Here is a 22,076-nt window from a genome sequence, read left to right on the forward strand (position 1 = left end):
ATAAGCAGTTCATGACAACTGCACTATGGCGCATCGCGACGCCGGTTGAAGCAGGAGCCATCCACCCAATCCCGCATATCTGACACTTGCCCAGGTCTGAAAAGCGTCTGTAATTCAGAATGGCTTTAACCGGTGAGGCGTGACTGCATCACTCTGCCGGGACCTGCGTCGGAGCACTGAGTTTTTGGCGTGTGTCCATCCATTTGCGCAGACTGAAGATGTCGAAATAGATGGCCATTGCGGCGGGCAGGATAAAGATGACCAGCAGTGTGGATGATAGCAGCCCAAACGCGACAGAGGTAACAAGCGGGACCATCGTTTGCGCCTGGGGCGAGGTTTCAAAGACAATTGGTACCAGACCCAGAAATGTGGTGGTTGTTGACAAAAGGATCGCGCGGAAACGGTGGCTGACGGCCTCGACCACGCCGGTCAGATAATCGTCGTCTTTGGTCTCCAACTCAAAGAATGTCAGGAACAGGATGGCGTTGTTCACCACGATACCGGCCAGCGATGCAAAGCCCACAAAGCTGGGCATGGCCAGATCAATGCCGACCAGCATGTGGCCCAGCACCACGCCGATGATGGCAAAGGGGATCGACAGCATAACAACGATGGGCAAAGTATAGCTATAGAACTGATAGGCCAGGATTAGATAAACCCCCACCAGCCCCACCATCATGGCAACCAGGATCGAACTTTGGGTTTCCTGGGTTTCTTCGGTCGCACCGCCAATGGTTACGGTGACATTGGGGAAGTCGGATTGCAGTGCGGGGGCATAGTTTGTCATGATGATCTGTGACAGAGCCCCAGAGGTGATTGCGTTGCGGTCGATGTTACCGATGATCCGCGCGATGGCTTGCCCGTTTTGGCGTGTGATTTGCGGATAGCTTTCGGTGATCACGATCTGGGCCACTTGCGACAGGGCAGTTTGGCCACCGCTTGGCAGAGTTATGGGATATTGTTCCAGCTGGCTAAGTGTGGGGACGGTATCGCCCAGTTCAACACGGACCGTCAGGTCGGTGAAACCATCAGTAAAGCTGTCTGTTTCAGATCCCGAAAAGGCCGTGCGTAACTGATTGGACAGGCTTTGCGGGGTCAGCCCGACCGTATAGCCGAATTCCGTCAGAGACAGCGCAATTTCGGCCTGTCCACTGGTGAAGTCGCGATATCCATCAGTGACATCGGCGCGCCCCATTAGGGTGCGGTAAAGCTGGGCGGTCGCGCCCTCAAGCTGTTGCAGATCGCGCGAGGCGAGTTTGACATCTAGATCTGATCCCCCTGGCGTTACCGAGGTTTGCGTGAAACTGGATTGCGACACATCCGGGATTGGGCCCGCTTCTTGTTGCCAGTGCACCAGGACTTCGTTGGCTGTGACGTTGCGCGTTTCGGATGATTGCAGATCGACGGTAATGGTAACGGTATGCGGACCGTTCGATTTGACATCACTGTTGGTGGCATAGCGCACCAGAACGCGTTCGACCAGCATATCGCCGTCCTGCGTGCCCGGCGTTAGCAGGCTGTTGGTGCGATCCAGCGCACTGAGCAGGCGATCCGTCACAGCTTCGGTGCGGGGTAGAGGGGTGCCGGGGGTCAGGGCGATACGGGCTTCGATGGTGTCACCTTCGGTTGTGGGAAAGCCCACTACTTTGACCGTACCTGACGTGATTAGCCCGACAGTTGCGATCAATGCCGAACAGATCAGGCCCAGTACCAGATATCGCCACGCCACGAACAGGCGGACGATAGGTAGAATATAGGTTTCTTTGACCTTTTCTGTCAGTCGCGGGGCGATGCGTTTTGCGTTTTTACCGTGATCATCGCTGACATGGCTTAAGTGATTGGGCAGAACCAAAAACGCTTCGACCAGACTGATACCCAGAACGACCAGAAGCACGATTGGCACCACCTCAAGGATCGATCCCATCTCGCCGGACAGAAACATCAGGGGAGTGAAGACGCAGGCTGTCGTCAGGAACGATGAGATGACGCCCGGCATCACTTCGGTGGCCCCTTTGATGGACGCATCTTTGACACCCACCTTGCTGCGCCATTTAGCGATGTTGTCCGCGATGACAATACTGTCGTCCATGATCAGACCCACCGCCATCAACATCGCAATCAGTGAGATCATGTTGATGGTGATGCCCATACTGGACAGAATGAAAAAGCCCCCCAGAAAGGATACAGGCAAGGCTGCGGAAATCCAAAAAGCCTCTTTCAAAGAAAAATAAAGGCACATGACCGCAAAGACCAACAAAAGCCCGATGGCGGTGTTGCCAAGAACCAGATTGATGCGATCACGGATATTTTCAGTGGAATCATTGGTGATGGTCAGCGCAAAGGGCGCAGGCAAACTGGCGCGTTCTGCGTCAAGCAGCGTTTGAACCTGGGCAAACGCGTCAATAGCATCATCAGATTTTGTTTTCAGGATCTGGATGATCGCGGCTTTATCACCATCTATCAGGGATTTGATTTCCGGATCAGCGGTCACCAAACGTACTTGCCCGATGTCCGATAGCCGCACGAACCCCCCGGCATCATTTTGTACGATCACCAGATTTTCCAGCTCTGTCACAGACCGGCGAATATCGGCATAGCGCAGGATCACCTCGCGGTCGCGGGTGCGTGCGGTGCCAAGCGGTTGGCGCAGGGAGCGGGCGGTGATAGCATCGCTGACATCCCGTGCAGACAGCCCGTATTGGCGCAAGGCACGCTGATCAAAGGTGATGCGGTATTCCTGCGCACTGATGCCGGATACCTTGGCGTCAGACACCATCGAAAGGGTTTTCAGGCGGGCGGCCAACTGGTCGCTATACCGCAGCAGACTTTCAGGATTATCTATGCCCGATATGGCAACCAAAGCAATCTGTTCTTCCTGTGCGGCGATGGATACGGTCGGCTCTTCGGCATCGTCCGGCAGATTGTTCAGGGCTGAAACCTCGGACAGGATATCGTTATAGAATTGATTGATGTTTCCACCTTCGGCCATGGTCAGCGTGGCTGACGCGCGCCCTTCGGTGGCAGTACATTCGATGTCGTCCAGACCACTGATCGACCCAAGTGCATCGTCCAGTTCCAAACAGATGTCTTCGTCTACATCAATGGCCGACGCCCCTTGATACATCACATCGACCGTCACGCGGGATGCTGAAAATTCAGGGAACGTTTCGCGTTCCATCCCGTTGATGACGGACAGACCCAAAATGACGGCCGCCAGCATCAGGATATTTGCGGCGTTGGGGTGGCGAACGAAATACTGGATCATCAGATCAGTTCCCGGCCACAGGGGTCAGCGGCATGCCCAGAACGGCCGGCTGCGGATCGCTGAGAACGATCATGGCGTCGGGTGCGACACCGGTACTGATCACCACGCGGTTTTCGATAATCGATGAAAAGGTAACATCATTTCGAAGCAGGGTGTTGTCGGTTGAAACAGTATAGATATAGGTATCCCCCCGTTCATCATAATGAAGGGCGGACCGGGGGATGGTCAGCAAATTTCCGTTAGCCCGAAGTCGGAACACAACTTCGACAAAGCTGCCGTTATTCAGTGGAGGGCGTCTGTTTTCCCGATCAGGGCGCGTGGGCGATGCCACGCGGACGGCGATGCCGATGGTACCTGTTGTGTTGTCGGTCAGCCCGTTGAAGCGAGTGATCTGTGCGGGCCAGACATAGGTGCTGTTGCCGATAGTCTGTCGAACCTCAGCCTGAAAACCAAGATCATTCAATGTGTCGATGGCCTGATTACGATCCTGCAGCATCTGAGCCATGTTATCGATCGCTGGAAGGATCGCGCTGATCGTGCTGAACAGATCGTTGGGTTGAACGGCAGCCACAACTTCAGAGGCGGACACATCATGTAATTCGATCATTTGATCACCAGGGCGAATATATTCGCCGACTGCCAGATCTTGATCAGCAACGCGACCATGAAATGGGGCTTGAATGACGGTGTTGTCCAGATTGCGCTGGGCTTCCTCTAGCTCGACCTCGCGGGTTTGGATGTTGGATTGCACCGCAATGCGCTGTACCGGGATCAGCGCCAGTTGGTTGGACAAATCCAGCACTTGCCGCTGTTGGTTCAAAAGTTCACGATTGGCCTGTTCCAGCGTTGCCTGTGCTGCGGCTCCACGAGCCACAAGGCTTTGATTTCGTTCAAATTCATTTTGCAGGAAAACTTCGATTTCCTGTTCCAACTTCAGCTGCGCGCGGGTGTTTTCCTGTTGTGCGTTCAACTCATCCAGATCAGCTTGCGCGGTTTGCAGATTAGCCCGTGCTTTGGCCAGAGCGATTTCGTAATTACGGGGGTCGATCTTGATCAAGTCGGTGTTGGCGGGAACAACATTGCCAATGGCCAGATCGTCACGCAGAAAGATGATCCGCCCGTCGACCTGGCTGATGGATTGCCATGTACGTACCGGTTCAACCCGACCATAGCCGGATATTGCAATATCAATCGGATCTGTGTTTGGGACGGTGACACGCACGGGCATGGGCGTTGGTGGGGGTGTCTGTGCGTTCGGTCGATCAGATTGCCGCATTTGCACCGCAAAAACAGCTGCCCCGATCCCGATGGCGGGAATAAACAAAAGAATGCGCCAGTTCATTATTGCTCCGATACGGACTGTGATTTGGGGGTGGGGTCCAGCCAGAACGCGTCCAACATCAGGGCCAACTGCTGTTCGCCATAATCAGACCAGTTCATAGCTGTTTCGATCAAAGGTTGGGCCATGCACAAAAAGATGCTTTGGCCCATCATGATCAGTGTTTTGATTTTGCAGGCGTCACTATCGGCGGGCAGGTCAGTCACCCGCGATACCAATTGCGCCATCAGTTGGAAATGCGATGAAAACGCTAGTTCGAATAAGATGCTGATATCGAAATCATCCGAAAACACCTCGCGTAGGAAGAACCGTTGAATATGGCTGCCTTGTTCATCCGTGGTCATATGCCGAATGTTGGCGATCATGATATCGCGCAGAGTGGATTTTGCGGTGTCTGCCGACATTCGTGAAATCTGATCGGGGCTAAGCTGTTTCAGCTTTTCGCCCGGCCCACGGGTGTTCATTATTGCAGCAAAGGTACGCGCGGTTTCGACCCTTAGATTATCCTTGGACCCAAAGTGATAGTTTATGGCCGCGATATTTGCGCCGCTTTCCTGTGCCAGATCACGCATTGTGGTATTCTGAAAGCCTTTGCTTCCAAACAATCGGATCGCAGAGGTCAGCAATGCGTTTCGTGTGCGCTCGGTGCGGGGATCATCAATTTTACGCGCTTGCTGGGCCATACTGGCAATTCCTTGCTGGATATTTCAAACACGTATATCAAACGCTTGTTTGAAATCAAGGCTTGGTATAGTGTTAATTTGCAAAAGAAAGAGATTTGCCATGAAAAATGATATTAAGCTTTTATTATTAGCATGTTGCATTCTGTTTGGGATCAGCAGCAAAGCCATTTTGTCAGATCATCAATTGCTGACCGGCCAGCAACTTCGTGATGAAATTATTGGACATACGTTTCACGCGACCCGCGGAGATCAGGTTGTGCAGGTACGATTTTTCGACAATGGAACTGTGAACTTGATGACACCACAGCATATTGCAGCCAATGGAAAGTGGTCCATTCGGGGTAATGAAATCTGTACAACGGGCCTGCGCAAAACAGATAGCGATTGTGCGACATTGGAACGTATCACACAGCGTGTTTACCGCACATCACATGGGTTTTTAGTGTCTGTCGTCAACTGATTGATCAGAAAAAAAGCCCCGGCGCATGGTGCACACGGGGCTTTTGCTGCAAATATCGTGAAAATCAAATACGCAGGAACGGTTGTGCGATGCGTGGCACCAAACCATTGAACCTGAGACGTGCGTCGGTTGCGGCCAAACAGATACAGGCCTGATCCCCCACGGCAACTGGTGTATGTTCCATATCCTGATCTGCAATTTCTATGTCACCAACACCGAAACGGTCGCTTTCGTCCTGAAACGCACCCTGAAGGACAAGCGTCAGTTCGGTCCCGTTGTGACCGTGATCCGGCATTGCACTGCCTGCGGGAATGTAAAGCAGACGCACGGTGGCTTGTTTGCTGGTCCGCAATATTGCTTGCTTCACGCCCATGCCAACACTGCGCCAGCGCACATCATCAAGACCACCACCGACATAATCCTGCAAAGGTTGCGGCAAGACTGAACATTCTGACACTTTCGGTGCCATTCTGATCTGATCCTTGGGACCAGTGCTGATCAGCTTTAATGTTGCATCAAGGCTATCATCATGCATCTGGACCGTGTCACCATTGTCCAGCATTGCCCCACCCACAGCATCAAAGCTGTGCATGCGTGCGCGACAATCATCACACATGGAAATATGCGTGGCAACAATCAGATTGAATGCCTCGGGCAGGGTGCCTGCGGAATAAGCCATCAGCAGGCTGTCGTTCAAATGATGTTTAATCTGTGACATATCTCTACTTTACTTCATTGCGTGGCGCATGCGTTCCAACGCCAACCTAATCCGCGATTTGATCGTGCCCAGGGGCAATCCGGTCTGTTCAGCAATTTCGCTGTGCGACAAATCGCCAAAGTAGGCCCGTTCGATCAATTCTCTTTGCTTTTCAGGCAAACCCGCAAGGGCAATGCCCAGTTGTTCTGTTTCTTGTTGCAAGACGACGACATCTTCCTGATCTGGTTCCGCTTCAGGACCCCAAGTCAGATCTTCGGGTTCAGGGCGGCGCTGTTTACGCAGCGCATCGATCTTTCTGTTTCGTGCGATCGTAAAGATCCATGTCGAAACTGACGCCCGCGTCGGGTCAAAAAGATCAGCCTTATGCCAAAGCGTTGCCATTGCTTCTTGCGTTACTTCCTCTGCCAAGGGCTCGGATGCCCCTGATTTCATCAAAAACGATTTCACGCGCGGCGCAAAATGCTGGAACAGGGCCGCGAATGCCGCCTGATCCTTGGTTTCACGGATGCGGATCATCTCCGGCACCCAGTCTTGTCGTGTCTTTTCGATAACTGCCACAGAATGCGTCCTGTTGTTGCAGACCATATCGCCCGCCCGACCATTGTATGGTACGTTTAAAACAGATGCATCATTTTCTTCGAATGACAGATTTTCAGTCAACATAATGCTCATACGCGGGCTCTTGGCTTTTGGATCACAAGATAAAATAACTTTTTTCGTTCTAATCCGGTTCTGTTTGCCCCACGTATGAGGTCAGACAAAGACAAAAACATCGGAGCAGACTGAATGCCATTTGAAACGATTGTGACGGCCCCCAAGCGTATTGCAGTGATCGGCGCGGGAATTTCAGGAATGGGCGCGGCTTACATGTTGTCGCAAAATCACAATGTGGCTCTGTTTGAGGCCGAAAATCGTTTGGGTGGCCACGCGCGCACCAAAATGGCGAATGGCGTGGCGGTGGATACCGGTTTTATTGTCTTTAACTACGCCAATTATCCGCACATGGCGCACTTGTTCGAAGAGCTGAATGTGCCTGTTGTCGAAAGCAACATGAGTTTCGGGGCCTCGATCGCCGGGGGCAAGCTGGAATACGGCTTGGCAAACTTGGGTGCCGTTTTTGCGCAGCGTCGCAACATAGCAAATCCGAAATATCTGCGAATGCTGCGCGATATTTTCCGCTTTAATGCCAAGGCGTTGGAATTGGCACGCGGCAGTGACATGACAATTGGCCAGTTTCTGGATGCTTTGGGCACAGGCGATTATTTCCGTGATTATTATCTGTTGCCGCTATCCGGCGCGATCTGGTCGACGCCGGTGGAAAAGATCATGGATTTCCCTGCACATGCCATGATTGAGTTTTTTGAAAATCATGCACTGCTGCATCACACAGGCCAGCACCAATGGTTCACTGTTCAGGGTGGATCGATTCAATATGTCACACGGCTTGGCAATGCGATGCGCCAGCGCGGTGTTGATATTCGCCTTGGTGCGCCAATCGACAGCGTTCAGCGCGACAGCGCCGGTGTACATGTCAAAGCCACCGGGGCCGAGGCCGAGGTGTTCGACGAAGTGGTCTTTGCCACCCATTCTGACGACACGCTGCGCTTGTTGTCTGACCCCAGTAAGGCCGAAGCTGATCTGTTGGGGGCCGTAAAATATCAACCCAATGACATCGTATTGCACTCTGATCCGTCGATCATGCCAAAGCGGCGCAAGGTCTGGTCATCGTGGAATTATACCGAAGCTGCCGACAAGCAGATGGACCGCATCGATCTGACCTATTGGATGAATTGCCTTCAGCCCTTGCCCAAGGAACAGGATTTCTTTGTCACTTTGAATACCACACGACCCATCCGCGACGATCTGATCTGGGATACGGTCACTTTACGCCATCCGGTCTATGATAAGGGCGCAATCGCAGCGCAGAAAGGTATCAGTGCGATTAATGGCATCAATCGCACTTGGTTCTGTGGGGCATGGATGAAAAACGGATTTCACGAAGACGGGCTGTCCAGCGCTGTGGATGTGGTGCGCAAGTTGGATGCGCCGCAGGTGGCAGTGGCGGCTGAATGAAAGCAGTCCATCATATTGCAGGCCAGACCTTTCACGGAAGGCGCGGCGCGGTTGAAAATGCGTTCCGCTATTCCGTAGACTATGTCCTTCTGGATGCCGAGGCTGATGTGAAGACACCCGCTTTGTTCGGGCGTAATCGTGGACATCTGACGTCGCTACATGACAGCGATCATGGCGGTACACCTGGGCAGGGAACAGGCGCCAAATGGGTGCGCGACGTTCTGGCCGAACATAAGCTGGATGTGACGGGTGAAATTCTGTTGCTGGCACAGCCGCGTGTCTTGGGCCATGTCTTTAACCCTGTCAGTTTCTGGCTGTGTTATGATACGGAAAACATCCTGCGCGTGGTCATTGCTGAGGTGTCGAATACCTTTGGCGAACGTCATTCCTATCTGTGTCATCACGACAACCTTGCCCCGATCACCCGCGAAGATACGCTGAGCGCACAAAAGATTTTCTATGTTTCGCCGTTTCAACCGGTTGAGGGCGGATATACATTTCGCTTTGATATTCAGGGCGATAAAATCGGCATCTGGATTGATTATACCCAAGGCAATGGCGGGCTGATCGCAACGCTGACAGGGCCTCGCAAGCCTTTGACAAATGGAAGTATCATCCGCGCCTGCCTGCGCCGCCCGTTCGGGTCGCGCCGGGTGCTTGGGCTGATTCACTGGCAGGCGCTGAAGTTATGGTGGAAGGGCGCGAATTACAAAGTTCGACCCAAACCGCCCAAAACTGAGGTTACGCGATGACAGACGTGGCGCTGAAACGATCTTTTGGGGAACGGCTGCCTGCCTATTCCGGCTTTGCCGCCGTGCTGTCGGGTGCGGGCCTGCCGATTTATATATATGCGCCAAAATTCTATGCCGATACCTATGGCGCCAGCTTGACGGCACTTGGGGCAATCCTGTTCGGGCTGCGCTTGTTTGATGTGGTGCAAGATCCGGTTCTGGGCTGGATTGCTGAACGCTTGCGCGCGGCCAGGGCTGTGGCCGTTACATTGGGGGCCGTTCTGTTGGCTTTGTCGATGGTGGGTCTTTTCGCAATTGCCCCGCCGATATCGCCGCTTTGGTGGTTCGGCATCACGATCACGGGGCTGTTTACTGCGTTTAGCTTTCTGACGATCAACTTCTATGCCCAAGGCGTTGCCAAGGCGGGCAATTTGCGCGGTGGGCATGTCAGGCTGGCCGCTTGGCGTGAAACCGGCGCGCTTTTGGGGGTCTGTCTGGCGGCCGTCGCTCCAACGGTTCTGGGCGAAAGTTTCGCACAACCTTATGCCATCTTTGCCTGGGGGTTTGCGGGCGCTGCTATGGCGGCTGCCATTGCGATGCTGCCTGAATGGCGGTCCGACGGCGCGCAAGATCCAACGCCGATCAAAGAGATTTTGAATGATACCATGGCGCGCAGGCTTTTGATCCTGGCGCTGGTCAACGCTGCTCCACTGGCTGTGTCATCGACCTTGTTTCTATTCTATGTCGAAAGCCGCCTGATGGCGCCGGGTTGGGAAGGCCCGCTTTTGTTGGTATTCTTTCTGGCCGCGGCCGGATCATCCCCGATGTGGGGTGCGCTGGCGGGACGTTACGGTGAAAAGAAAACTCTGCTTGCGGCGATGGGTCTGGCCATCGCGTCTTTTGCCTTTGTTCTGTTTCTGGGTGCAGGTGATCAATGGGCGTTTGCTGTGATTTGTATCGTGTCCGGTGCGACAATCGGCGCAGACCTGACACTGCTGCCCGCGCTATTTGCTAAACGTATGGCAGTGATTTCGCCAAATGGCGGGCAGGGCTTTGGCCTGTGGTCGCTGGTGTCAAAATTTACGTTGGCCTTCGCGGCTGTGACCCTTTTGCCCGTGCTTGAACTAACAGGGTTCGAAACCGGTGCAGACAATCCCGACAGCGCGCTTTGGACGCTGACGCTACTTTATGCGTTGGTGCCGTGCGTGCTGAAAACCGTAGCCGTCGCTTTGCTTTTGGCGACCAATCTAAAGGAGGACTGACCATGGACGCACTTCTTTATATACTGATCGGCGTGGCTGTGACTGTGACCGCGATGGCGTTGATCAAAAAATACGCCGGCTTTCAGGCCCAAAGCCCCGAAGACTATGATGGCAAAGGCCCGCAGTTGGATCTGCGCCAGCATCTGAATGGCCCGATTGTGTGCGAAGGTGTCATTTACGGCCCCACGGGCCGCGTGTCATCGCGCTTTGTGGGTGATTTTCACGCCAACTGGAACGGCAATGTCGGAACCATGACGGAAGTGTTTCGTTATGACAGTGGAACCACGCAGGAACGCGAATGGAAACTGCGCCTTGGCAATGACGGATCAGTCAAAGCAGAAGCGGCCGATGTGATCGGGATTGGCACAGGTATGCAAAAAGGGCCGGCACTGCAGCTTAATTATCGCATTAAGTTGCCAGAAGACAGCGGCGGCCATGTTCTTGATACTGTGGACTGGATGTATTTGGTTGAAAATGGCTCAATCATAAATCGAAGCCAATTCCGGAAATACGGGATCAAAGTGGCCGAATTGGTTGCAACCATGCGACCCAAAGATGCGGCCTGACGGAAAGATAAAAGGGGAAACGACGTGAAAGAATGGCAGGGCAAGCGTTATTGGTTGGTTGGAGCAAGTGAAGGGGTAGGGCGTGCCGTCGCCCATGTAATGAGCCGTTCTGGCGTCGAAGTCATCGTATCCGCACGAGACGAAGAACGCCTGCAGGAATTGGTGGCGGAATTGCCGGGCAAGGCGTCCTATGTGCCGGTGGATGTGTCTGATCTTGAACAGGTACAAAAGGCTGCCGCTGAAATCGGCAAGATCGACGGCGTTGTGTTTCTGGCCGGTGTCTATTGGCCGATGAAAGCGACAGAGCTGGACGCTGAAAAGGCCACTACGATGGTGGATATTAACTTTACCGGTGCGATGCGCGTCGTGGGCGCGGTTTTGCCCGACATGGTTGAACGTGACGAAGGTCATATTGTGCTGACCGGCAGCCTGTCTGGGTTTCGCGGGCTACCTGGGGCCATCGGGTATGGGGCATCCAAGGCAGGCGTCATGTATTTGGCCGAATCCATGCGTGCAGACCTGAAAGGCACCGGTGTCGAGGTCCAATTGGTAAACCCCGGATTTGTCAAAACCCGCCTGACAGAAAAGAATGATTTCAAAATGCCGTTCATCATGGAGCCTGAGGAAGCCGCAAGGGCCATTTTCGATCACATGAACGACGACAGCTTCAAGAAAAGTTTTCCGTGGGCGTTTTCAATGGTTTTCCGGCTTAGCCAGTTTCTGCCCGATTGGCTTTATTATCGCATTTTCGCATGATCATTTGATTTGTCCCAGATCAAAGCCGTTGTAGTGGTTTTGCGTCATTATCAGAAGCAGAAAAAGGGGATGTATCATGTTGGAAATAAGCATCGAAAAAGTGGCTCAGGTCATTTTATATGCCCGAGAGATTGAGCGTGCAGAACCCGAAATGCGCGGCTTTATCGACGGGCTGAATGATGACGAAAAAGCCAGTCTGGTCGCGGTGATGTGGATTGGTCGCGAAGCATTTGCAGCAGACGATCTGGAAGACGCCAAACGCGTCGCCATAGAAGAGGCCACAACGCCGACTGCGGATTATCTGCTAGGTGTGCCACATCTGGCTGATAATCTGGAAAGCGGTCTTGAGGCGTTGGGCTATTCCGCCAGCCAAGCCGAAGAAGATCTGCTGTAACGTCAGGCTTTTTTAGAATGAGCTGCTGCGCGCCGCGTCTTACTTTATTGGCATCGCGATGGTGTTGGCTTCGATACCTGTCACAACAACATATTTGTGCGATTTGACGCTGTGCAAATTTGCCTAGACCGATTGCACGCTTGACGCCCCCGATGATCCCGACCACATTCCCGCAAAAGAGCAGGAGAGACAAACGTGGCAGGCCAACCCGCCCCTTTCGCCCGATTTGAATGGATGATCGCATGGCGCTATTTGCGTGCAAAACGCGCCGAGGGCGGCGTCAGCGTGATGACCTGGATCAGCTTGATCGGTGTCACATTGGCCGTTTTTGCCCTGATCGCGGTTCTGTCTGTCCGGTCTGGATTTCGCGCTGACTTTGTGGATGTGATCCTGGGGGCGAACGCCCATGTCACGCTGTATCAATCCGCAGAATTCAACGAAACCGGCATCGTGGACCGCCGTATCGAAGATTTTGATGCGATGGCCGAACGGGTGCGTCAGGTGGATGGCGTCGTGCGCGTCGCCCCATTGGTCAAGCGCCAGGTTCTGGGATCAGGCGGTGAACGCAATACCTTGATCGAGGTGTTTGGGATCAGCCACGAAAACCTGAAAACGGTGCCCCGCGTTATTAGCCCCGAAGAAAGCATCGGCGATCTTGAACGTTTCAACGAAGGTATCGCCATTGGTTGGGGTATTGCGCGCGAATTGGGGGTGAATGTGGGCGATCGGATGATGGTCACATCACCCAATGGTGCCACCACGCCCATGGGCACCATCCCGCGCCGAAACTCTTACGAGGTTGTGTACATCTTCAAAACCGGGCGCTTTGATATCGACCGCGTCCGCGTCTATATGCCCTTTACCGAAGCACAGGCATTCTTTAATCGCGAAGGGTTCGCGGATGAATTGGAAGTGATGGTCGAAGACCCCGATAGTGTGGGTGACCGTAACGACCAGCTTGATCGCGACCCTACTCACATTGTCAGCCAAATGATTGCCGCAGGCGGTCCGCGCACTCTTAGCTGGACGTGGCGGGATTCGTCAGGCGCCTATCTGCGCGCACTGACGGTCGAGGATAATATGATGTTCATCATCATGGCGATCCTTGTACTGATTGCCACCATGAACATTGTGTCGGGCCTGATCATGCTGGTCAAAAACAAAGGCCGCGATATCGGTATCTTGCGCACGATGGGTCTTGGCGAAGGCTCTGTCTTGCGCGTTTTCTTTATTTGCGGGGCGTTTACGGGCGTGATTGGTACCACGTTCGGCGTGATACTGGGGTGTATCTTTGCGATTTATATCGAACAGATTTTCCTGGTCGTGGATTACATCAATTTCCTGTTCAGCGGCAACCGTGGTCTTTGGGATCCCGAAATTCGCAGACTTTACACCATTCCATCCAAGCTTGAACTGGGCGACGTACTGTCTGCCATGGCGTTGTCATTGGGGCTGACATTTACAGTAACAATTATCCCTGCGTGGCGCGCGGCGCGGATGAACCCGGTCGAGGCATTGCGCTATGAATAACCCAGTTTTGCAGCTTGATGACATCCATAAGGGTTATAACCACGAGAAACCGAATGAGGTGCGCGTGCTGACCGGATCGTCTGTCAGCCTTAATCCGGGCGAGGTGCTTGCCCTTGTTGCGCCCTCGGGGTCGGGAAAATCCACCCTGCTGCATATCGCGGGGTTGCTGGATACGGCAGACAAAGGCCGCGTGATTATCAATGGCACGGATATGACAACCATGTCGGATCGTGCGCGTACAAGTGTGCGGCGTGCGCAGGTCGGGTTCGTGTATCAGTTTCACCATTTGTTGCCAGAATTTACGGCGCAGGAAAACATCGTACTGCCGCAACTGGCCAACAATGTTCCACGCGCCGAAGCCGAAGCACATGCGACCGAACTGTTAACCCGCGTTGGTCTTGCCCCGCGTGCAAAACATCGCCCGGCTGAACTGTCAGGTGGCGAACAACAGCGTGTTGCTTTTTGCCGTGCTTTGGCCAACAAGCCTGCACTTTTGCTGGCCGATGAACCTACCGGCAATCTGGATCCTGCCACATCGGATCAGGTGTTCGAAGCCTTGATGGAACTGGTGCGCAGTCGCGGTCTGGCCGCGATTATCGCGACACATAATCTGCAATTGGCCGCACGTATGGACCGTGTGGTGCAGATGCAGGATGGCAAACTGACAGAAATGAAGCCCGAGGCTTTGCAGGCCTGAAAATACCCTGCGCCACGCCTTTTCATGTTTTAGCGACGCGCCAGCGCATCTGCGACCAATTGGATAAACCCGTCTGCTGATGTCACGGTTGCCACATCTTCGGCCATGACCGTCACGCCCCATTCCGCCATAGCCGCATAGCGGGGCTGACGATGATCTAGCGCACGGGCATACGTCCAGCGGATAAAATCATCCGGGTTCACCGCATCTTCGGCAACGCCTTGTTCGCGCAGATATTCTGCCCAACATGTCATCAGGAATTCCGGCTGATAGCACATCGGTTTCGGGGCGCGATCAAAGCGGCGGATCAGTTCCTGGGTATGGGCTGCTGATCCTTTGATCCAAACCAGTAATGCCGCATCTGACAATGCGTTCAGTACTGGATCATCCTGGTTTGCAGGGTCTGCCACCTCGCAAATGGATCCGCCGGTATCGCAGACAAAATGATCATAGCCATAAATCGTCTTGGCGCGGTCGATAAAATGTGGGGTGTCCAGCAATGCCGCGACTTCGGCGTGATGATGTTGGGCCTGACGGGTTTGGTATTCTGCAAACGGCAAACCACCCTGACCTGGATCGCCTGGTTTGCCAAGATACGTCGACAGCGGGGCCAGATTATTAAATGTGATGTTTGAGCCGATATAGATCGAATCCGTCATCAGAAGATCCCTTAGAAACGGAACCTTCATCGCCTCGCGCTTGGCATTATCGGCGATATGTTCACCCATATATCGCGTGCCAATGCGGTAATCGACGGAATAGTGAAACCAGTCACCTGTGTCGCGCAACAGCGTCGACACATGTGTCTTGCCAAGACCGGACATCCCAAACAAAACCACGCGCTTTTGCGCGGCAGACAGCCAATCATCGGCGGTGGGATAGATCATGTGGGCCTCGCTTTGGCTTCGTCCAATGTTGGTAACGACCCTGTGTCAGTCCGTCAATGCGATCTGAATTTTGCCACGATCCGTCCGTCCAGAATCAACAGGCCAACGGCCAAAAGTGCAAAGCCGACAAAGGCTTGTGGCTGCAGAACTTCGCCGCGCACGACAGCGCCCAACACAATCGCCACAGGCGCGATCAGCAGTGTGCACAGCATCAAATTACCGCTGCCCGCCATCGCCAGCACGCGGTAATACAGCAAGTATGCAATGGCTGTCGCGATAATGGCGTAATAGGCAATCGCGATCCAAGTGTCGGTTTGTAGCGACAGCGATATTGGCCCTTCGATGGCCCAAGCCAATGGGATCATGATCAGCGATGACCCGGTCAACATACCTGCGGCAGCCACTTGTGGTGGCAGGTGGCTTAGCTGCGCACGTGCCCATGCGCCCGCCAGCGCATAGCTGATCGTGCCGCCGATGACGGCCAGTTGTGCCAGCGACCGCAGATCAAGCGCCAGCAGATTCTCCAACCCGATCGCCGTGGCGACACCCAAAAATCCCAGACCAACCCCGATGGCCCGACGGCGCGTCAGGCGTTCGTCCGAAAAGACAATGGCCGCCACCAATACCCCAAAAATGGCTGTGGCCGCATTCAGGATTGATGTCAGCCCGGTTTCAATATGCAACTGCCCCCAAGCCATCAGCGTAAAGGGGATGACGTTGTTTAGACATCCCATCACGAAAAACGCACCCCAGACCTTGGGATTGGTTGGCAATGGCAAACGGCGCAGGATCACAAAGACCCAAAGGATCAGCATCGCCCAGCCCGTCCGATGTGCGACCGAGGTGACTGGCCCGATTTCATCCAACGCCACCCGGATCGACAAAAACGAGCCGCCCCAGATCAGGGACAGCAAGATCAGTTCGATCCATGCGCGGGTGGACAATGTTTTTTGCTGCGTCATGACATCGGCTTAACAGCCTATCATAATCACCGCGACCCGGAATTTGCGCAAATAAAAAACCCCGCCGAACGGGCGGGGCTTTGAATGTGATATAGATTATGCTTTAGAACTGATATCCGATCTGGATACCGTAAGCGATGGCAGTGTTGTCTTCGAATTCACCTAATGTGTCACCCAGTGGAGCGAAAGCATTTGGTGTTCTCGTTTTCGCGTCACCAATCCAGATATAGCTAGCACCACCTGTGATTTTTACATTGTTGATAGAATAGGTCGCAGCAAGTCCGACGCTTGTGAACCCATCCGTTGGGCCAAGGTTACCAGAGAAACCGCCGGTAGATGGCTCATATCCGACTGTCACAGCGCCTGACCAGTTTTCTGTAAAACGGCGACCAAGACCAAGATTGTATGTGATGGTATCGTCATCATAATCTACCAGGGCAGCATCGAAAGCTGCTTCATAATTGGTAGGTGTGATATCGAATTCAGTCCAATCAACCCAACGGATTGAGCCGAACAACAGCGTATCAGGCGCGACTCCAGTTTGGAATTCCAGCGTCAAGGATTGCGGTACTGTGCTGTCAAAACTGGTGTCTGCACCGTTCTCATCCGCATCAAATTCATGCTCAATTGCTGAGTGATAAGTCAAAGCCACACGCAATGCGATATCGGGACGTTCATACGACGCACCAATAAGATAGCCAAGTTCAGCGCTTGTGTCGGTTTCCATCTCATATCCGTTGAAAAGCGATACTTCGCCTTCTACGCGTTGATAGTTCAGACCACCATAAATGCTGACATTATTAGGCAGGTTATATTTCAGGATCGCGCGCAACCCAGTAGAGGAAATACTGGCGGAAGACCCAAATGGTGTCAGGCCGCCACCATATGCATAATCTGTGTCATCCGCATAATCGACATCCGCACCGACAGGCTGATCGATAATGATCGCCAGATCAATCTGTTCGTTGACGCTGGTTTTGAAGGCCAGATTATAATTCGTATAACTATCGATGACATCGCCGCTTTTTGCACCGGCTGGACTGGTCGCAGCAGGTGTAACCTGCTGTTCGCCCTCTACATCTGCATCGATCTGACTGAACGACAGCTTGGCGTACGTACCTTCTTCGAACAAAATACCAACGGATTGGTTTGATCTTTCAATCCCACCGGCGGCTGCGGCCCCGGTTCCTGCTGCCAATACGGCAGCTGTCGTCAAAACTCTTTTCATGTCCTCATCCCTGTTGTGACATATTATTGCGCAAACTACCCTAGGGACAGCATAATAATTCAGTCAATTATGAACGCAACGTCAGGTTGACGTAATTTTCTTTCGTTAACAATTCGTTACTTTTTAGCCGCAGTCTTGCGGGACTCGGTCAGAACAATAACATAATTTGCGGAAAAAATCACAATGGCGCCAAAGATCACAGCCAGGCTGATCTGTTCGTTGAACATCACCAACCCGATGACTGCAATTAGTGGAAGCCGAATGAAATCAAAGGGCATCACTACGGCGGCGGGGGCCAGTGACAGTGCTTTGGTTAAACAGAAATGTGCCAAAAGTCCCGCGCAGGCGATGGCCAGCAGCCATGGCACCTCAGGCTTGCCAGGCAGCGCAATGTCGCCGTCATATCCGGCCGTGATCACACCAAAAACCGCCTGCATAACCGTCAGATAAAACAGGATGCAAGTGATGCTTTCGGTGCGGGTCAGCTTGCGGGTAAACACCGCCGACAGCGCAAATCCGATAGCTGCTAGGGCAGCCAGCAATGCCCCGATATTAGTGAGGATCGTTGCTACAAAGGCATCGTTCAGATCAATCCTGACCGCCCCCAGCACACCATCGCTTAGGCTAAGCTGAATGGTGACAATGCCCAATACGATCAAGACGCCCATGAAACCCACCAATGCCCCGATCACGCGGATCGCGGACAGGCGTTCGCCCAGAATGAATGTCGCAAACAGCATCGCCCAAAGCGGGGATGTGAATTCAAGCGCGAAAACCTGTGTCAGTGGGATCATGATGATTGCTGCAAACCACAGGTTCTGACCTGCAAAATGACTGATGTTGCGTAATGTATGCAGCCCAAGCGATCGGCGGCTGATCTGGCTCAGGGTTCCAGCAGCCCCAGCGACGCCCAGCACGATCACGATGCCGATCAAGCTGCGGTACATCATCAACTCAAACGTGTCCAAAGTGACCGCAACGGCACGCCCCGCGACAGCCATCAGCGAAAACGATACGATCGCACCGGTCATCCACAAGGCCGCTTTCAAAACGGGCGGCACGGTTTAATCACTGCTTTCAAATAGGGGGCGTTCGATGATCTGTTCACAGGCCCGCCGGGCTGCCTGAAATTCAGCCCAATATTTCGCCCGATCCTTGCGCTGACGGGGCTGATGCAAAAGATGCCACTTAAAGGGCGGTGTGTTCGATTGCCACGGCTTTTCAAAGCCCGTGAAATGCACAATAGCCGGATTATCGCGCGATTCTTTCCAGGCATCACGAATATCTTTCGACACATAGCTTTTGGCCGTTTTCGGATTGCCCCAACCAGAATTCCAGATCGGATCCAGATACTGGACCTCATCCCGGAATATCATGTTCAGCCAGTCCTGATCGCGCGATGTATATTTTGCCGTCGCTTCAATATCCATCATCTGATCGGCCAATCCTTTGGCGTGGATTATGTCCAGATCAAAGACCATGACACCGGAGTTGAAATACCGTGCCATATCGATGCCATCCAGTTTGACACCGCGCGCCAGTTGTTTGTCTGCCTTGGCCCGCGCGGTTTTTGATCCGGTATTCAGCGCCTTTTGCAGATCGCTCATCACGCCGGGGGCAAGAACAGCGCCGATGCATTTGCCCTGCAGATCACTGTGCCACAGTTCGGTTACGTCGCGCCGCGCGATACAGTCTCCATCGATATATAGCACGCGGCCGTCGTGCAGTTTGGGCAGCAACAGCCGCGACCGCGCCGCCAATGGCAATCGCCCGCGCGGCAAATGTTTATAATCCTCAAGGTTGAGATGGTTCAGGGTTATATCGGCCTGAAAATGGCTTGCCAGTCTTTGGACCGTATCGCCCAGATGATCTGACGGATCGGTGGCATGCAAGCTCACCCGCAACAGCTGTGCTTTGGTGTTCAGAACCGTATAAAGCGACACCATCGTGCACGGTTCAAACCCGCGATCAAAAAAGTAAACAATATGTGGTTGATCGCCCATCTCGCCGTTCCAAGTTTTGACAGTCTACCTTACTGAGGCTGTTTTAAAGGCAATGTCCAGACACAGGCACATAGAAAGTTGCGATCTGTATTGTCAAATCGTCCCTATATCTACGACTTCTGTGAGGGTATTAGGGATCGTGCGGAAGGGGCTGTTCAAATGAAGCGCGTGATGATTGTGGGTGGCCCTGGGTCCGGCAAAAGCACATTGGCGCGAAAACTGGGGGATCTGACGGGCTTGCCTGTCTTTCATATGGATCACATCCACTGGCATGCCGACTGGGTCGAACGCGACCCTGCTGCCAAAAGTGCCATGACACAGGACATCCATCGCCGTGATAAATGGATCTTCGAAGGGGGGCATTCAAGAACCTATGCCCAACGTGTGCAGCGCGCCGACACTTTTATCTGGCTGGATGTGCCCGTTGCCCTTCGGCTGTGGCGCGTGTTTCGACGGACCATTGTCCATTACGGAAAGTCACGCCCTGATCTTCCCGATGGCTGCATCGAACGATTTGACACATCCAGCCTGGAATTCTGGTCATTTATCCTAAGAACACGCCATACCGCCCGCGCCAGACTGTCAGCGATCTATCAGGATCCGCCTGCACATCTGAAAACGTACCATCTGACCTCTCTTAGGTCTGTGAACCGGTTTCTGGACGACACAAAGGCGCAACGCCGTTGACAATTGCATTCTGCACTGAAAGGCGATTTATCGGTGTGATAAGACCAGATTGGGGAATGTAATGCGCGCATTTGCGGCCTCGGGACAATATCGCGACCGGATTGGATGGCTGGGCATTATTGCCTTGCTGACGGGTGCTCTGTGTTTGTTACCGATGATTGCGGTTCTGCTGGCGGCGTTGTCGGGCAATCTGGATGTGCTGCGCCACTTGGCTGAAACCGTGCTGTGGGATTATACCCGCACTACGATATTCCTGGTTCTTCTGGTGGGCGCGGGCACCCTGATCATTGGCACCGGCACCGCGTGGCTGGTCACAATGACCCGCTTTCCAGGCGCGCGCCTGTTTGAGATCACGCTTGTCCTGCCGCTGGCCTTTCCGGCCTATGTGCTGGCTTATGCCTATACCCATGTGCTGGACCATCCGGGCATTGTGCAATCCACCCTGCGTGATGTAACCGGATGGGGCCCACGCGATTACTGGTTTCCCGAAATCAGATCGGTGGGTGGGGCTGCGATCATGTTGACGCTGGTCCTGTACCCTTATGTCTATCTGCTGGCCCGCGCTGCGTTCCTGCAACAAAGTGGCGGCGCGTTTCTGGCGGCAAGATCGTTGGGCAGCAGCGCCTGGGCGGCCTTTTTCAAGATCAGCCTGCCCATGGCGCGCCCGGCCATCGCGGGCGGCGTTTTGCTGGCTATCATGGAAACCATCGCCGATTTCGGCACTGTCGCATATTTCGGCGTGCAGACCTTTGCCACAGGCATTTATGCCAGCTGGATATCGTTCGACAACCGCGGCAGCGCGGCACAATTGGCGCTGTGTCTGTTGGCCTTTGCGCTGTTGCTGGCCGTTCTTGAACGAACCCAACGGGGCAGTGCAAAATTCCACACCAACACCAAACGCCAGGCCCGCTTGTTGCCCATTCGGCTGACAGGCCTGCGCGCTGTCGGAGCATTCGTGTTTTGCGCAGTCCCCGTCATTCTGGGCTTTGCGCTGCCTGTCGTCATCCTGATCGACATGGGCGTGGGGTCCGAACAAAACTTGTTCAGCGCGCGCTATCTGCATTTTATCCAGAATTCACTGACGCTGGCCAGCATTGCCGCTGTCCTGACCGTGCTGGCTGCCGTTACTGTTGGCTATTTTCAACGCCTTGTTCCGGGGCGCGCCTCGGCCATCGCCGGATATGCCGCACGCCTTGGATACGCTGTACCGGGCGGAGTGATCGCCGTTGGCATCATGGTCCCGATTGCGGGCTTTGATAATGCGTTGGATGCGTGGATGCGCAAAACCTTCGACATCTCGACCGGTCTGTTGATCAGCGGCACAATCTGGGTGCTGATCGCGGCCTATCTGGTCCGCTTTATCGCCGCCGCCCTGAACGCGTACGAGGGTGGCCAAAGCACCCTGCACGTCAATATGGATGCCGCATCCCGCAGTCTGGGCGAAACCCGATTTGGCACTTTGCGCCGTGTACATCTGCCGATTTTGCGGCCAAGCTTGCTGACAGCACTGCTGATCGTCTTTGTCGACGTGATGAAGGAACTGCCCGCCACCCTGATCATGCGCCCGTTTGATTACGACACGCTGGCCGTGCAAGCCTATCGCCTGGCATCAGACGAACGGCTAAGTGGCGCGGCGGTGCCCAGCCTTGTCATCGTCGCCGTGGGCCTTTTGCCCGTGATCTTGCTATGCCTGCGGGTGGGGCGCCAACCACAGGGGTGAAAGATCAGATTAATTGCTCACCATGAGTTTTAAAGGAAGGGTCAACATTTACGCAGCCTCAGTCTAATCCTTGTATCTGCCATCTGCTTTGCTACGCCTTCATGGGCGTGTGCTT

Annotated in this window: 21 protein-coding genes; 11 read left to right on the forward strand and 10 right to left on the reverse strand. The window is 53.8% G+C overall.

Features of this window, described 5'->3' with window-relative positions; all coding sequences use genetic code 11:
- Window positions 1-148: 148 nt before the first annotated feature.
- From HRQ87_RS18150 to HRQ87_RS18160, 3 genes are read right to left on the reverse strand one after another with little or no spacing between them, the layout of a single operon-like run.
- Window positions 149-3,265 carry an efflux RND transporter permease subunit gene (locus tag HRQ87_RS18150; RefSeq protein WP_174139862.1) on the reverse strand — a complete coding sequence of 1,039 codons (3,117 nt, stop codon included), beginning with the start codon at window positions 3,263-3,265 and terminating at the stop codon, window positions 149-151.
- Window positions 3,266-3,269: 4 nt separating this feature from the next.
- Window positions 3,270-4,607, reverse strand: a complete 1,338-nt coding sequence (locus HRQ87_RS18155) for an efflux RND transporter periplasmic adaptor subunit (protein WP_174139863.1) — start codon at window positions 4,605-4,607, stop codon at window positions 3,270-3,272.
- Entirely contained in the window at window positions 4,607-5,287 is a 681-nt protein-coding gene (locus tag HRQ87_RS18160) for a CerR family C-terminal domain-containing protein (protein WP_174139864.1), read from the reverse strand. The genes HRQ87_RS18155 and HRQ87_RS18160 overlap by 1 nt, the downstream gene beginning before the upstream one ends.
- A 100-nt stretch (window positions 5,288-5,387) precedes the next feature.
- On the opposite strand from HRQ87_RS18160, the gene HRQ87_RS18165 reads away from it, so the two are divergent.
- Entirely contained in the window at window positions 5,388-5,747 is a 360-nt protein-coding gene (locus HRQ87_RS18165) for a hypothetical protein (RefSeq protein ID WP_174139865.1), read from the forward strand.
- Between the two features lie 64 nt (window positions 5,748-5,811).
- On the opposite strand, the gene HRQ87_RS18170 is transcribed toward HRQ87_RS18165, so the two are convergent.
- Window positions 5,812-6,465: a ChrR family anti-sigma-E factor gene (locus HRQ87_RS18170; RefSeq protein ID WP_174139866.1), complete on the reverse strand. Its 654-nt coding sequence runs from the start codon at window positions 6,463-6,465 to the stop codon at window positions 5,812-5,814.
- Window positions 6,466-6,474: 9 nt separating this feature from the next.
- Window positions 6,475-6,981 (reverse strand): sigma-70 family RNA polymerase sigma factor, encoded by a 507-nt coding sequence (locus tag HRQ87_RS18175; protein ID WP_425501610.1) that lies wholly within the window; start codon window positions 6,979-6,981, stop codon window positions 6,475-6,477.
- 270 nt (window positions 6,982-7,251) lie between these two features.
- Between HRQ87_RS18175 and HRQ87_RS18180 the strand changes: the two genes are divergently transcribed.
- The 8 genes from HRQ87_RS18180 to HRQ87_RS18215 all read left to right on the forward strand — a co-directional run bounded on the left by HRQ87_RS18180 (window position 7,252) and on the right by HRQ87_RS18215 (window position 14,474).
- Window positions 7,252-8,538 (forward strand): NAD(P)/FAD-dependent oxidoreductase, encoded by a 1,287-nt coding sequence (locus HRQ87_RS18180; protein WP_174139867.1) that lies wholly within the window; start codon window positions 7,252-7,254, stop codon window positions 8,536-8,538.
- Complete coding sequence (locus tag HRQ87_RS18185; RefSeq protein ID WP_174139868.1) at window positions 8,535-9,290, forward strand: DUF1365 domain-containing protein; 756 nt, start codon at window positions 8,535-8,537, stop codon at window positions 9,288-9,290. The genes HRQ87_RS18180 and HRQ87_RS18185 overlap by 4 nt, the downstream gene beginning before the upstream one ends.
- A complete protein-coding gene (locus HRQ87_RS18190; RefSeq protein WP_174139869.1) occupies window positions 9,287-10,531 on the forward strand; it encodes an MFS transporter in 1,245 nt (414 codons plus the stop codon). Before HRQ87_RS18185 ends, HRQ87_RS18190 begins: the two co-directional genes overlap by 4 nt.
- Before the next feature lie 2 nt (window positions 10,532-10,533).
- A complete protein-coding gene (locus tag HRQ87_RS18195) occupies window positions 10,534-11,097 on the forward strand; it encodes a DUF3833 domain-containing protein (protein WP_174139870.1) in 564 nt (187 codons plus the stop codon).
- Between the two features lie 24 nt (window positions 11,098-11,121).
- Window positions 11,122-11,853, forward strand: coding sequence for an SDR family NAD(P)-dependent oxidoreductase (locus tag HRQ87_RS18200; RefSeq protein WP_174139871.1), 732 nt, complete (start codon window positions 11,122-11,124; stop codon window positions 11,851-11,853).
- Window positions 11,854-11,929: 76 nt separating this feature from the next.
- Window positions 11,930-12,247 (forward strand): DUF3775 domain-containing protein, encoded by a 318-nt coding sequence (locus HRQ87_RS18205; RefSeq protein ID WP_174139872.1) that lies wholly within the window; start codon window positions 11,930-11,932, stop codon window positions 12,245-12,247.
- A 195-nt stretch (window positions 12,248-12,442) separates the two neighbouring features.
- A complete protein-coding gene (locus HRQ87_RS18210; RefSeq protein ID WP_174139873.1) occupies window positions 12,443-13,777 on the forward strand; it encodes an ABC transporter permease in 1,335 nt (444 codons plus the stop codon).
- Window positions 13,770-14,474, forward strand: a complete 705-nt coding sequence (locus HRQ87_RS18215; RefSeq protein ID WP_174139874.1) for an ABC transporter ATP-binding protein — start codon at window positions 13,770-13,772, stop codon at window positions 14,472-14,474. The genes HRQ87_RS18210 and HRQ87_RS18215 overlap by 8 nt, the downstream gene beginning before the upstream one ends.
- A gap of 29 nt (window positions 14,475-14,503) precedes the next feature.
- Here the strand turns inward: HRQ87_RS18215 and HRQ87_RS18220 are convergent, their stop codons facing one another.
- The 5 genes from HRQ87_RS18220 to HRQ87_RS18240 all read right to left on the reverse strand — a co-directional run bounded on the left by HRQ87_RS18220 (window position 14,504) and on the right by HRQ87_RS18240 (window position 19,554).
- Window positions 14,504-15,361, reverse strand: coding sequence for an ATPase (locus tag HRQ87_RS18220; protein ID WP_174139875.1), 858 nt, complete (start codon window positions 15,359-15,361; stop codon window positions 14,504-14,506).
- Between the two features lie 53 nt (window positions 15,362-15,414).
- Window positions 15,415-16,323 carry a DMT family transporter gene (locus HRQ87_RS18225; protein ID WP_174139876.1) on the reverse strand — a complete coding sequence of 303 codons (909 nt, stop codon included), beginning with the start codon at window positions 16,321-16,323 and terminating at the stop codon, window positions 15,415-15,417.
- Window positions 16,324-16,426: 103 nt separating this feature from the next.
- Entirely contained in the window at window positions 16,427-17,551 is a 1,125-nt protein-coding gene (locus HRQ87_RS18230; RefSeq protein WP_174139877.1) for an outer membrane protein transport protein, read from the reverse strand.
- A 116-nt stretch (window positions 17,552-17,667) separates the two neighbouring features.
- The gene (locus tag HRQ87_RS18235) at window positions 17,668-18,612 is read right to left on the reverse strand and encodes an EamA family transporter (protein ID WP_174139878.1); all 945 of its coding nucleotides are present in this window, start codon (window positions 18,610-18,612) and stop codon (window positions 17,668-17,670) included.
- Window positions 18,613-18,615: 3 nt separating this feature from the next.
- Entirely contained in the window at window positions 18,616-19,554 is a 939-nt protein-coding gene (locus HRQ87_RS18240; protein WP_174139879.1) for a glycosyltransferase family 8 protein, read from the reverse strand.
- 159 nt (window positions 19,555-19,713) lie between these two features.
- Between HRQ87_RS18240 and HRQ87_RS18245 the strand changes: the two genes are divergently transcribed.
- Together HRQ87_RS18245 and HRQ87_RS18250 are read left to right on the forward strand one after the other, a co-directional pair.
- Window positions 19,714-20,241, forward strand: a complete 528-nt coding sequence (locus tag HRQ87_RS18245) for a P-loop NTPase family protein (protein ID WP_174139880.1) — start codon at window positions 19,714-19,716, stop codon at window positions 20,239-20,241.
- Between the two features lie 154 nt (window positions 20,242-20,395).
- Window positions 20,396-21,961 carry an ABC transporter permease gene (locus HRQ87_RS18250; RefSeq protein WP_174139894.1) on the forward strand — a complete coding sequence of 522 codons (1,566 nt, stop codon included), beginning with the start codon at window positions 20,396-20,398 and terminating at the stop codon, window positions 21,959-21,961.
- Window positions 21,962-22,076: the final 115 nt, after the last annotated feature.

The organism is Parasulfitobacter algicola (assembly GCF_013315265.1).
Lineage (GTDB): Bacteria > Pseudomonadota > Alphaproteobacteria > Rhodobacterales > Rhodobacteraceae > Parasulfitobacter > Parasulfitobacter algicola.